The sequence below is a fragment of the Catenovulum maritimum genome (assembly GCF_001050375.1).
GTDB lineage: Bacteria > Pseudomonadota > Gammaproteobacteria > Enterobacterales > Alteromonadaceae > Catenovulum > Catenovulum maritimum.
Genome location: NZ_KQ130485.1, coordinates 46,846 through 59,478 on the forward strand (window position 1 = coordinate 46,846; position 12,633 = coordinate 59,478).

12 protein-coding genes are annotated in these 12,633 nt (G+C 39.3%); 6 read left to right on the plus strand and 6 right to left on the minus strand.

Going from position 1 to position 12,633, the window contains the following annotated elements:
• Nucleotides 1–192 precede the first annotated feature (192 nt).
• On the minus strand, nt 193–708 hold the full coding sequence (locus tag XM47_RS05605; protein ID WP_048690619.1) for an SF0329 family protein: 516 nt from the start codon (nt 706–708) through the stop codon (nt 193–195).
• Nucleotides 709–1,026: 318 nt separating this feature from the next.
• Between XM47_RS05605 and XM47_RS05610 the strand changes: the two genes are divergently transcribed.
• The 3 genes from XM47_RS05610 to XM47_RS05620 are packed head-to-tail and all read left to right on the plus strand — an operon-like array spanning nt 1,027 to nt 3,202.
• Nucleotides 1,027–2,208, plus strand: coding sequence for an RNA ligase RtcB family protein (locus XM47_RS05610; RefSeq protein ID WP_048690620.1), 1,182 nt, complete (start codon nt 1,027–1,029; stop codon nt 2,206–2,208).
• Nucleotides 2,205–2,843, plus strand: coding sequence for a peptide chain release factor H (prfH, locus tag XM47_RS05615; protein ID WP_048690622.1), 639 nt, complete (start codon nt 2,205–2,207; stop codon nt 2,841–2,843). The genes XM47_RS05610 and prfH overlap by 4 nt, the downstream gene beginning before the upstream one ends.
• A 23-nt stretch (nt 2,844–2,866) precedes the next feature.
• Nucleotides 2,867–3,202, plus strand: coding sequence for a low molecular weight protein tyrosine phosphatase family protein (locus XM47_RS05620; RefSeq protein ID WP_048690931.1), 336 nt, complete (start codon nt 2,867–2,869; stop codon nt 3,200–3,202).
• 192 nt (nt 3,203–3,394) lie between these two features.
• On the opposite strand, the gene ssb is transcribed toward XM47_RS05620, so the two are convergent.
• Together ssb and XM47_RS05630 are read right to left on the minus strand one after the other, a co-directional pair.
• Nucleotides 3,395–3,988: a single-stranded DNA-binding protein gene (gene ssb / locus XM47_RS05625; RefSeq protein ID WP_048690624.1), complete on the minus strand. Its 594-nt coding sequence runs from the start codon at nt 3,986–3,988 to the stop codon at nt 3,395–3,397.
• Between the two features lie 10 nt (nt 3,989–3,998).
• The gene (locus XM47_RS05630; protein WP_048690933.1) at nt 3,999–5,375 is read right to left on the minus strand and encodes an MFS transporter; all 1,377 of its coding nucleotides are present in this window, start codon (nt 5,373–5,375) and stop codon (nt 3,999–4,001) included.
• A 185-nt stretch (nt 5,376–5,560) separates the two neighbouring features.
• Between XM47_RS05630 and uvrA the strand changes: the two genes are divergently transcribed.
• The gene (uvrA, locus tag XM47_RS05635) at nt 5,561–8,389 is read left to right on the plus strand and encodes an excinuclease ABC subunit UvrA (RefSeq protein WP_048690626.1); all 2,829 of its coding nucleotides are present in this window, start codon (nt 5,561–5,563) and stop codon (nt 8,387–8,389) included.
• 79 nt (nt 8,390–8,468) lie between these two features.
• Here the strand turns inward: uvrA and rpe are convergent, their stop codons facing one another.
• On the minus strand, nt 8,469–9,140 hold the full coding sequence (rpe, locus tag XM47_RS05640; protein WP_048690628.1) for a ribulose-phosphate 3-epimerase: 672 nt from the start codon (nt 9,138–9,140) through the stop codon (nt 8,469–8,471).
• A gap of 414 nt (nt 9,141–9,554) precedes the next feature.
• On the opposite strand from rpe, the gene XM47_RS05645 reads away from it, so the two are divergent.
• Both XM47_RS05645 and XM47_RS05650 read left to right on the plus strand, forming a co-directional pair.
• Nucleotides 9,555–10,229 (plus strand): TorF family putative porin, encoded by a 675-nt coding sequence (locus XM47_RS05645; RefSeq protein WP_048690630.1) that lies wholly within the window; start codon nt 9,555–9,557, stop codon nt 10,227–10,229.
• A gap of 113 nt (nt 10,230–10,342) precedes the next feature.
• The gene (locus XM47_RS05650) at nt 10,343–10,522 is read left to right on the plus strand and encodes a DUF2970 domain-containing protein (protein WP_048690632.1); all 180 of its coding nucleotides are present in this window, start codon (nt 10,343–10,345) and stop codon (nt 10,520–10,522) included.
• Here the strand turns inward: XM47_RS05650 and XM47_RS05655 are convergent.
• Together XM47_RS05655 and XM47_RS05660 are read right to left on the minus strand one after the other, a co-directional pair.
• Entirely contained in the window at nt 10,512–11,339 is an 828-nt protein-coding gene (locus XM47_RS05655) for a Dam family site-specific DNA-(adenine-N6)-methyltransferase (protein ID WP_048690633.1), read from the minus strand. The genes XM47_RS05650 and XM47_RS05655 overlap by 11 nt on opposite strands.
• Complete coding sequence (locus tag XM47_RS05660; RefSeq protein WP_048690635.1) at nt 11,339–12,625, minus strand: SPOR domain-containing protein; 1,287 nt, start codon at nt 12,623–12,625, stop codon at nt 11,339–11,341. Before XM47_RS05660 ends, XM47_RS05655 begins: the two co-directional genes overlap by 1 nt.
• Nucleotides 12,626–12,633: the final 8 nt, after the last annotated feature.

A 12,633-nucleotide genomic window follows, 5' to 3' on the forward strand; every position in this document is an offset into this window, starting at 1 on the left:
TTGTAAATACTCGTTTAACCGCCCTTCAAAGTGTATTGTAAATTGCGACAATGCTAAGTGTTCTGCACAACTAATACGTAAGGGTCCGTACTTCCTTCAACCCTGTCTCCTTTTCTTTTTCAGACAATGCAAAAATTTCATCCGGTAAGGTTTGCTGGCAGCATCTTGTCGCAGCAGGAGCATTTAATTAATTCATTCATGTTTTTCTTTCAATTTTGTTTCTATGTTTTCAGCAATACACCTTTCTAAGAAAAGTTTTTGAGCTAGAGGGGACAGGTTTTCAGCTTCTATTTCTTTAAGCCTTCTTTTACCTATTCTCTTATCAATAACTGCCAATGTTTGAATAAGCGGGTCTTCTGAGTTTAAGGCCTGCTCAATACTTAAGTCATGAACAAACTCCCAACAAGCTTGATATGCATCTTGACGACTAAGCTCTCCGTAATTACTTAGTTCGTCACTATTCGCAGAAGCTATTCCATTTGTTAAATCAGGATCTTTGGATACCCACTTTTTGTTGGACTCATCAAACTTTCTAGGAATGTTCCAAAATGCTCTAGTGCAAAAATTGGCAACAACTTTTTTGTCAATAGTGATCCATGCATGCCCGCATGAACAGGCACCATATGCGGCACTGTTAATAGCGAATCTAGGCCGGATAGATGAAGCAATCCTTTGTTCTACAAGATGTTTTAACTTAGTCCATTTCATAGTGGTTATTAACGCAGAAGTATAAATATTTATCAATTATTTATTGATTTGTGATTATTGGTTGATTATTGGTTGATTATTGGTTGATTATTGGTTGATTATTATTCGCCAGCTTAATTAATCATCAACTAACTGTAAAGGAGTAAAAATCATGACAAATACATCATTACCCTTTGCAGGTCTTGTCCGATAAGTAGCAGGAAGCTATCCAATAATTCTTTAGCTTTCTGATAAAGCTACGCCCCGGTCAATTGACCTGCCAATACGTTTTTCGTTTTAAATCCTTGTTTTCGAAATAAAGAGAAAGGAATTGGTACTATGGGCAAATCCGTCCAAAAGATTACTGAATACGTTAGCCTAATTGCGTCTACTGATACGTGGATTGAAGGGCTAGCAGTACAACAACTGATCAAAACATCAGAATTACAAGGTATGCAGCGAGTAGCTGGCATGCCGGACTTGCACCCAGGAAGAGGTTATCCAATTGGTGCAGCATTTTTTACAACTAACAAAATTTATCCTGCGTTAGTGGGAAACGATATTGGCTGTGGTATGTCACTTTGGCAAACATCAGCAAAAGTATCCAAGGTTAACTTAGATAAGTTAGCGAAGAAGTTTGAGCATGTAGAACAACCCTTAGATGAAAGCTGGACAGAGCATGTTGAAACTAGGAAGTCCGAAAAAGGCATTACAACCGATGCATATGACCATGCATTAGGCACAATCGGTGGGGGTAATCATTTTTCTGAGTTTCAGGCGATTGATGAAGTTTACGACCAAGATGCTTTGGAAGAACTTGGATTAAACAAAAAGCACCTACAACTTCTTGTGCATTCTGGTTCAAGAGGTTTAGGGCAATCGATTTTAGTGAACCATGTGACGACACATAATCATGACGGAATCGAAATTGGAGAATCGAGCGGCGAAGCTGATGATTTCGAAGATTACATGGAAAAGCATGATGAAGCCGTTCGTTGGGCAGAGCTAAATCGAGAGTTCATTGCTAAACGATTTCTTGAAGCTATTCGAGCTAAAGGAGAGTGTGCTCTAGATGTAAATCACAATCTAGTTTCACCGAAAGAAATAGAAGGTCAGCAAGGTTGGTTACATAGGAAAGGTGCTACGCCAAGCGATAAAGGGTATGTCGTTATTCCAGGTTCGCGTGGTGATTACAGCTATTTAGTCAAGCCAGTTGAAGGTGCAGATCAAAGTATGGTGACTAGCCTCTATTCACTAGCACATGGTGCTGGCAGAAAATGGAAACGCGGTGAATGTCATGGACGATTAGGTCATAAATATAAGCGCGAGGACTTGTATCGTACAGCACTTGGTAGCCGAGTGGTGTGTGGTAACAAAGAGCTTCTGTATGACGAAGTACCGCAAGCTTATAAAAAGTGCGAAACCGTGATTAGCGATATGGTTGATGCAGGGTTAATCGAAGTCGTTGCTAAATTGCGGCCAGTATTAACGTTTAAAACCAATGGAGATTGTTCGTCATGATATTACTGCAATTATCATCAGGGCAAGGTCCAATTGAATGTTGTAAGGCCATTGGTTTAGCACTAAAAGCAATTGAAAAAGACTGCCGAGCTGAAAATATAAAGTTTGATGTCGTTGATAAAGTTTCTGCCAATGAAAAAGATTGTTTCAAATCGGCAGTGTTAAAACTGGATTCAAAGTTTGAGGAGAAAGCCAAGCAATTGGCTCTCTCTTGGCAAGGAGCTATGTTGTGGGTCTGTCAAAGTAGCTTTCGACCTAAACATAAGCGTAAGAATTGGTTTTTCAGTGGGCAAATGTTCGAGATCGATGAGTCGAAACTAGATAGTGGTGTAACGTTTCAAACGTGCAGAGCGTCGGGAGCAGGTGGCCAGCATGTGAATACAACCGATTCGGCTGTACGTGCTACTCACTCTGAAACAGGCATTTCAGTGCGTGTAGAAAGTGAACGCAGTCAGCACGCCAACAAGCGACTAGCCAAAGCCCTCTTGTTTCAGAAGTTGGAAATGATGAAGCAAGAGCAAATGACTTCTCAAGAGAAAGCTCGTTGGCAACAACACTGGGAACTCGAACGAGGCAATCCAGTTAAAATATTTAAAGGAGAAAAATTTGCCCTTATGACTAGAAAAAGTTGCTAGAGCAAAATCAACAAGGATTGAATATGAAAAACCTACTTTTTATATGCAGCCGAAACCAATGGCGCAGTCCAACGGGAGAACAGGTTTGGAGAACCCATCCAGAAGTATCTGTAAGGTCGGCTGGTACGAGCCCTAAAGCGCGTAGGACTGCAACAGCCAAAGATATTCAATGGGCTGACGTCATTTTTGTTATGGAAGAAAAACATAAAAATCGCTTAAAGGCTCAGTTTACTCGACTTTTAGATTACAAGGATATTTATGTGCTCGATATACCAGACGAGTATCAGTATATGGATGAAGAATTAATTGAAATTATGAAGCAATCGGTTGGCGGCTATTTAGGAATAGCGGCAATCTAAAGCCAAAAAACTTACTAGAGGGTAGAACGATGAATTGTGGAATAAAAATTTTCGCAATGAAGAGGTAGGCCGCTGTTTCTATCGAACAATACTGCAGCTAATACTCCGGGTACAAGATATTTAAAAATAAAAAACCCTGTTAAGAAACAGGGCTTTGTAAAGAATTAAGTATGTACTTAAAAAGTTGGAACTTTAGAACGGAATATCGTCATCAAAATCTAAATTAGGCTCTGTTGGTGGCGCTGCTTGTGGTGCAGGTGCTGCCGCTGGACGACCTTGTGGTTGCTGATAACCACCGCCTTGAGGTTGCTGAGCAGGCGGCTGTTGGTAACCACCAGGGTTAGCCTGAGGCGCTTGATTATATTGAGGCTGCGCAGCAGGTTTTTGGTAACCACCTTGGCCTTGAGGAGCGTATCCACCTTGACCTTGGTTGTCAGATTTTTTATCCAACATTTGCATTACGCCATTCATATCAACCACAATTTCTGTGCTGTATCTATCTTGGCCTTGTTGATCTTGCCATTTACGAGTTTGCAATTTACCTTCTAAGTAAACTTGCGAACCTTTACGTAAATATTCACCTGCGATTTCAGCTAATTTGCCAAAAATAACCACTCTGTGCCATTCTGTTTTTTCTTGTAATTGGCCAGAATTACGATCTTTCCAACTTTCAGATGTCGCAATTGTTAAGTTAGCGACTGCGTTGCCATTTGGCATGTAACGCACTTCAGGATCTTGTCCTAAGTTACCCACTAGAATAACTTTATTAATACCACGAGCTGCCATTTCGGTTCTCCTAATTTTGTTTTACATGTTGAGCAAGCCAAGTCTGCAACTTAGCTTCGTCCAACTGCGCGGGTAATGTTTTTAAGTATGCCAGTTGTTCTTCAACAATGACAACAGCTTCTTCAATACCAGTAATTTCAATTAATTCTTGTGCCATCACTTCAGCAGCGGCTTGGTTTTCAACACTTACCGAGACTACTTTAGGTTTGGTCTTAATAGGTAAGCTTAATTTATTACTAATTATTAACCAAGGAAAAGCTAATAAACTAGCGCCAATTAGCACACCTGCTACAGTAAAGTTTTGCAGTAATACGCCGCCTAAGAGGCCACCGCAAAATGCACCGGCAAACTGACAGCTAGAAAACACGCCCATTGCAGAGCCTTTCTGTCCAACTGGTGCTAACCGACTTACCCAAGCCGGTAAGTTGGCTTCTAGATAGTTAAACGCAGCAAAAAAGATAATCAAAGCAGCGAGTAAGCCGCCTGCTGATTGGCCCATAAACAACATAAGTAACATAGCCGCTGAGATTAAACCAATCGAAATCTTAAACATTAGCGTTTCTTTTTGCTTTTTCATTGCCCACATCAGCATAGGTGCCATAACTAAAAATGAAGCGAGCAAGGCTGGAAAATATAGCATCCAATGACTTTTAGAGCTAAAGCCAGCATCGACTAGTAATCCAGGCACAACCACAAATAAGCAAGTTAGCTGTAAATGTAAAAAGAACACACCTAAATTTAATTTGCGTAAATTAGGATGCTTGATTAGTTGTTTAATTTGAGCTGGGACAGGTATAGCGTCGCGATTTGAGCCTTTGGTGACCGAATGTGGTAATTGAGTTAGCACTAGTAAAATACCAATTCCGGCTAGAACAGCTGTGACATAAAAAATACCAGATAAACCAGCTTTATCAGCGATAATAGGACCCACCACCATAGCGGCTGCAAAAGATAAACCTATGCACATGCCGATCACGGCCATGACTTTAGATCTTTGTTCTTCTCTGGTTAAATCTGCCGCGAGCGCCAACACGGCACTAGCAATTGCGCCGGTTCCTTGCATAAAACGACCAACGGCAACCCCAAAAATATTATCGGCAGTGGCGGCAACTAAGCTACCAATCGCAAATAGGGTTAAACCGATTAAAATAACAGGGCGACGACCAATTTTGTCTGATAGCAAACCCATAGGTATTTGCAATAAGGCTTGAGTCAGGCCGTAAGCACCTATCACTATGCCAATCCATAACGGTGAAAAGCCTTCAATTTGCTGACCATATACTGCCATTACAGGCATGATCATAAACAAACCTAACATGCGTAAACTAAAGATACTCGCTAGGATTGCTGCAATTTTCTTTTCGTATTTAGTTAAACCGTTTGACATAAATTTTCGGGTATTGAGAACATTATTTTGAGCGCACCAGTATAACATGAGTCTGGGGCTAGAATTTAAAATTATTTTACCCTGTATCTCTAAATTTGTAAAAAACTACTGTATAGTTAACCAGATTAATTTCTGCTTATAAAAACATATAAGCTCACTTTATTTATTGTTCGGTTTAATTTGTCATGGAAAATATAGAAGTTCGTGGTGCACGTACCCATAATTTAAAAAACATAAGTTGTACCTTGCCAAGAGACAAACTAATTGTGGTAACTGGTTTATCTGGTTCTGGGAAATCTTCTCTCGCTTTCGATACCTTGTATGCAGAAGGTCAACGCCGTTATGTTGAATCTTTATCTGCCTATGCGCGTCAATTTTTGTCTTTAATGGAAAAGCCAGATGTTGATCATATTGAAGGCTTGTCACCTGCCATTTCAATTGAACAAAAGTCCACGTCGCATAATCCAAGATCAACCGTTGGTACCATAACCGAAGTTTATGATTACCTTAGGCTGTTATTTGCCAGAGTCGGTGAGCCTAGGTGTCCTACACATAATTTACCGCTCAATGCGCAAACCGTGAGCCAAATGGTCGATCAAGTTTTAGCACTGCCTGAATCAAGTAAGCTCATGTTACTCGCCCCCATTGTAAAAGGCAGAAAAGGCGAACATGTCAAAACTTTTGAAAGCTTAGCCGCTCAAGGTTTTATTCGTGCACGGGTTAATGGTGAAGTATGTGATTTATCCGATCCACCAACGCTGGATTTACACAAGAAACATACTATAGAAGTTGTAGTCGACAGATTTAAAGTAAGGGATGATTTACAAACCCGCTTAGCCGAGTCATTTGAAACTGCACTAGAGCTAACCAGCGGTGTTGCCACCATAGCTTGGATGGACGAGCCGGATAAAGAAGAAACAATCTTCTCTGCCAATTATGCATGCTCACATTGTGGTTATAGCATGTCTGAAGTCGAACCAAGAATATTTTCATTTAATAGCCCTGCTGGGGCTTGCCAAACTTGTGATGGCTTAGGCGTAAAACAATACTTTGATCCTTCCAGAGTGGTTAGCAATAAAGAAATTAGCGTTTCTGGCGGCGCAATAAAAGGCTGGGATAAACGCAGCTTCTACTATTTCCAAATGCTACAAGCCGTTGCTGATCATTACCAAATAGATTTAAACCTTGCTTGGGAAAAGATACCTAAGAAGCAGCAAGATATTATTTTATACGGTAGTGGTAAAACCGAAATAGACTTTAATTACATGAATGATCGTGGTGATATCATTCAAAGAAAGCATGTATTTGAAGGTATAATCCCGAATATGGAGCGCAGGTACAGAGATACTGAATCTAGCTCTGTACGCGAAGAAATGGCTAAATTTTTAAATAGCCAAGCCTGCCCTAGTTGTGATGGCAGTCGATTAAGACTCGAAGCTAGAAATGTCTTTATTGAGCAAACAACTCTACCTGAAGTGACCAATTTATCTATAGGTCAAACAGCTGAATTTTTTAACAGCCTAGAGCTGACTGGACAAAAAGCTCAAATCGCTGAGAAAATCCTGAAAGAAATAAATGACAGGCTCGGCTTTTTAGTTAATGTCGGCCTCAATTATTTAACTCTCTCAAGAAGTGCAGACACCTTGTCTGGCGGTGAAGCTCAAAGAATCAGACTTGCTAGCCAAATTGGCGCAGGTTTAGTGGGTGTTATGTATGTGTTAGACGAGCCATCTATAGGCTTACACCAGAGAGACAACGAAAGGCTGCTTAAAACCCTAACTCACCTAAGAGATTTAGGTAATACAGTTATTGTGGTTGAACATGATGAAGATGCAATTAGAGCAGCAGATCATATTTTAGATATAGGGCCAGGTGCGGGTGTTCACGGTGGTGAAATAGTCGCACAAGGTAATTTAAACGATATAAAGAATAATCCTAACTCGCTCACAGCAAAATATCTCACGGGCGAGCGTGGAATTAGGGTACCTAAACAAAGGCATCAACATCAAGATAAGTGGCTTAGTATTTATGCCGCAACGGGTAATAATTTAAAATCCGTCGATATTAGTTTACCGATAGGCTTAATGACATGTGTGACAGGTGTGTCTGGCTCTGGTAAATCAACTTTAATCAATGACACCTTATATCCACTGGCACAAACAGCATTAAATAAAGCAACAACCAAAGAAGCCGCGCCGCATGACAAAATCGAAGGACTAGAGCATTTAGATAAAGTGGTCGATATTGATCAAAGTCCAATTGGTCGCACACCAAGATCAAACCCTGCGACTTATACTGGCATTTTCACACCAATTAGAGATTTGTTTGCAGGCACACAAGAGGCAAGGTCTAGAGGTTATAAAGCGGGTCGATTTAGTTTTAACGTAAAAGGTGGCCGTTGTGAAGCCTGCCAAGGTGACGGTCTAATCAAAGTAGAGATGCACTTTTTACCTGATGTTTATGTTCCTTGCGATGTCTGTAAAAGCCAAAGATATAATCGAGAAACGCTCGAAATCAAATACAAGGGTAAAAACATCCACGAAGTACTTGAGCAAACAGTTGAAGACGCGCGTGAATTTTTTGATGCTGTACCTGCCATAGCAAGAAAACTGCAAACCTTAATGGATGTCGGCTTAAGCTACATACGTTTAGGCCAAGCAGCGACAACGCTTTCAGGTGGTGAAGCACAAAGAGTAAAACTTGCTCGAGAGCTATCTAAACGCGACACAGGCCAGACCTTGTACATTCTAGATGAGCCAACTACAGGCTTGCATTTTTATGATATTGAGCAATTACTTGCTGTAATCCATAGATTAAGAGATCACGGTAATACAGTTGTTATCATAGAGCATAATTTAGATGTTATTAAAACTGCAGATTGGATTGTCGATTTAGGACCTGAAGGCGGTAGTGGTGGTGGTGAAATATTATTTAGCGGTGTGCCAGAAGACTTAGCCAAGGTTAAAAAATCACATACAGCTAGATTTTTAACGCCTTTGCTTGAAAATAAATAGCTTGTTATTAATCTATTTAGCCTAATTTAAATGCACGGAGTCAGTCAGGAACTGTCCTGACTGACATCAATTTATTAAACTATCTAACTTTAGCGAGTTCAGAACGCATCTCATTAATCGCAACAGTGTAGTCATCTGCGCCGAAAATGGCGGTACCAGCAACAAACATATCAGCTCCGGCAGCTGCGACTTCCGCAATATTATTGGTTTTAACGCCACCATCCACTTCGATTCGAGTATCTAAACCTAATTCATCAATACGTGCTTTAAGCGTTTTAATTTTATCGAGTGTATGTGGGATAAACGACTGGCCACCAAAGCCAGGGTTAACCGACATAAATAAAACAAAGTCGAGTTTATGTAAAACATGGTCTAATACAGTTAACGGCGTTGCAGGATTTAAAACTAATCCAGCTTTAATGCCTTTATCTTTGATTAAGCTAATTGAGCGATCAACATGCTTGCTCGCTTCTGGATGAAAACTAATATAGCTAGCGCCAGCATCCGCAAACTGATTAATTAAATCATCAACTGGCTCAACCATTAAATGCACGTCAAACTCAGCTTTAATGCCATATTTAATTAAAGCTTCTAAAATGGCAGGGCCAAAAGTTAAGTTAGGAACGTAGTGATTATCCATTACATCAAAATGAATAATATCAGCTCCAGCTGCAGCGACATTTTCAACTTCTTCGCCCAGTCTTGCTAAATCAGCAGCTAAAATTGAAGGTGCAATTAAATATGGTTTCATAAATTACCTATTTTTTGTTTTCCTGCAGCAGGCAGTCATCTAAATGAAAAGTTATGTCGCTATTCTACACTAGCTTTTGCAAACCCCCAATTTTGAGGCATGAATTTGGTTTTACACGCTTTTTATTTGTGCAATTCATGAAAAAGAGGCATGAATCAATCCAAATTGAGAACAATGCACCAAAATAAAACGATTTTTATATTTTTTGCATAATAATATGGCATAAGAATCTAGTTTTTTAAGCATTTAAGTGCTATAAAATGGCGCAGTAACATATAAAAAGGGTGTTATATCCAATGTTTATACTGGAAATAGCACTTTTTAATGGAAGATATAAAACATGGCATAGCGGTTGCTACTATGTCATCAGCACATTTTTAATTTAGTTAAAAAATTCCAATTGGGAGAATTAGCATGAAAAAAACGTTACTTGTAGCTTCTATCTTAGGCGCAGTTTCAGCAATGTCTTCAACTTCAGCTATGGCTGTTGAAGGTTTATCAGCAAATGCAGCAGTTACTTCTAACTACTACTGGCGTGGTATGACACAGGCTGACGATGGCGCAGCTGTTTCTGGTGGTATTGATTACGAAGATAAATCAGGTTTTTACGCTGGTGTTTGGACTTCAAACGTTGTCTACGATAGCGCAGCTTCTGAAGTTGATTTTTACGCTGGTTTTGCAGGCGAAGCTGAAGGCTTCTCTTACGATGTAGGTTATGTTTACTTTGCTTACCCTAAAAAATCAAGCATTCCAGCTGGCGCTTCTACAGAATTAGATTTCGGTGAAATCTATGCAAATGTTTCTTTTGATTCATTAACTTTAGGTGTAGCTGTATTAGCTAATGCTGAAGCTTCTGGTGCAAGCTTTGGTGATTCAACTTATATCTCAGCTGACTATGGTTTTGAATTAGCTGAAGGTTTAGAAGCTAACTTACACATAGGTTCTTACGACGGTGATTTCGCAAGCGAAGGTATCGATATCGGTGCTAGTGTTTCTAAAGATGGTTTCACTTTCGGCTTAGTTGATTCAGATCGTGACGGTCAAACTTTAGGTTACTATGTATCTTACGCTGTAGACTTCGATCTATAAGCTGATAGCAACATAAAACCTTGAAAAACCCGCTTTTTAGCGGGTTTTTTATTTCTCCTAAACTAGCGTCTATACTCTCATTTTCTTATTATTTTGTTGTTATAGGAGTTAGGTTGAAATATATAGATTATTTCAAATCTGCTTTATTGGCTTTGTTAGGAATTCAAAGTGATAAAAATAGAGTCAAGGATTTTAATCAGAATAAAATTGCTGGATTTATTGCGGCAGGTATTATCTTAACACTTGTATTCGTTACGAGCTTAATTTTGCTTGTTAGCCTAATTACCGCTTAACTTTATAAAGCGCTAGTACTTCATTTACCGCATTTCTTTTTAATGTATCCCTACTGATCATACGAGCTACTTTATGCTTACTAACTTTTGCATGTCTGTAAAGCTGCTGGCTTTGTGGCGTGTCATGGTTACTAATTAACACATTATTGAGTTGTTTATCGGCAAGGTGATGAGCTGTATCCGCTAGCCTCTGCTGATCGGCAGCAGAAAAGCCTTTGGCGGCGTATTGGGTAAACTTAGCAGTATCACTTAAACTAACATAAGGCGGGTCACAGTAAATCACAGCCCCTTTTGGCGCGCTCGACATACAAGTTTCAAAATCAACGCAGGTAAACTCAGCATTTTGAGATTTTTGAGAAAAGAAACGCATTTCCTCTTCAGGGAAGTAAGCTTTAACATAACGCCCGAATGGCACATTAAAACCGCCTGATAAATTATATCGACATAGTCCGTTGTAACCATGACGATTCAAATAAATAAACAAAATAGAGCGGTTAAAGCTGTTTTTTTCTTGATTGAAACTCTTTCTGATTTCGTAGTACGCATCTTCCTGATTATATTTCTCTGTAAAAAGCTTCTGCGTTTCTGCAATTAAATTTTCAGGCTGCTGTTGAAGATGCTGGTACAAAGCAATTAAATCTGGATTTATATCGTTTAAAATGAATTTTTTATAATGGCTATTAAGGAAAACAGATCCAGCACCAACAAAGGGCTCAACTAACACATCAGCTCTTTTAGGTAATAAAGATAAGATAGGCTCTACTAGACTATATTTGCCTCCCGCCCACTTTAAAAATGCTCTTTGTTTTTTCAAAATTATTTTTCAGAAATTTGTTTTTGGATTATGGATATCTTTTTAGCAAAAGCACCTGAATTAGATAATTTTTCAGGCAAGCTTTTAAGCCCTTTTTGCGCGTCGGCAATACTAGCATAAAGACCCGTAGTAACACCAAATCTTACGCCTAACTGATAGATTTTTATTTTGCCAGTTAAGTTATTGTCTAGAATGTATTCATTTAATAACTTTTTATCTGAAATTAAACTGAGCTGGATTACAAAACTATTTTTTTCTTGAGCCAGAAACCAAGCGTTATCCGAGATATTAGATGATTCAGCTTTCTCTAACTTAGGCTCAGTGCTTGATTGTTCATTTATTTTTTCTTGTATCTGGGCTGTGGGCTCTGCTTTTGGTTCTGTATTGCCTTTAGCTTGAGTGTCGAGTTTACGAGCAACTGGCTCGTTTAGTTTAACCAACTGACTCTCTTGATCTACAAGCGTTTCTGTCACTTTTACCGTTTCGAGTGCTGAGGAGCTGGGATTAGCCTTAGCTTTAGACTTAAAGTACTCTGCCGCTGTCATATTTGGGTTATATTCAATCTTTGAGTCTGACGCTAACTCTTTAGTTTTATCTATTTCTAGAGCGGCTGATAAGCCTTCATCACGACGATTAACTTTTGTTTCAACTATAGATTTTTCAGGTAAAACGACTTTAGTTTCTGTTTCCCCAATAGATCTGTAAATAAAAAATCCACTAATAGCGGCTGCTAGTAAACTTGAAACGAGTACCAAAAAAACTGTCGGACTGAATTTCCGGAGAGGTTTAGTCAATTTAGCACGGCCTAGTTTAACTGAGGATTCAGAATAACTCGTTGGTTTAATGTTTTGAATGATTAAGCTGACAGAACAGGCCAAACTTTCTAACTTAGCAATAAACTTATCGCATTGATTTGCTTCTGGTTCAAAAACCAGTTTTACATTGTCAGGCGTCGCTTGATTCGCTTCTAATAACTCAACTAATATTTTTTCTGGTAGCCAACCTTTAATTGCGATGACAATAGGCTTAGTTTTAGATTCCAACTGAAGCAGTTTAGTTAAACTAAAATTACCAAATTCAGGCAAAGCGCCGGTGATGTGCTGGGCGAGTTTTCGCTTAAACTCGGTTTCGGAAAAATCTTGAGTGGTTACTTGGTAGCTAATTGAAAAGCTTTCTTGTAATTCGGGAAGAAAACGACCTAGAGGTTGGTCAGGCTGGCAATATACTATGATATTGCCAGAGTATGTTAAATTATGAGCCAGACGCTCCCAAACTGACGACTGAATCATATATTCAT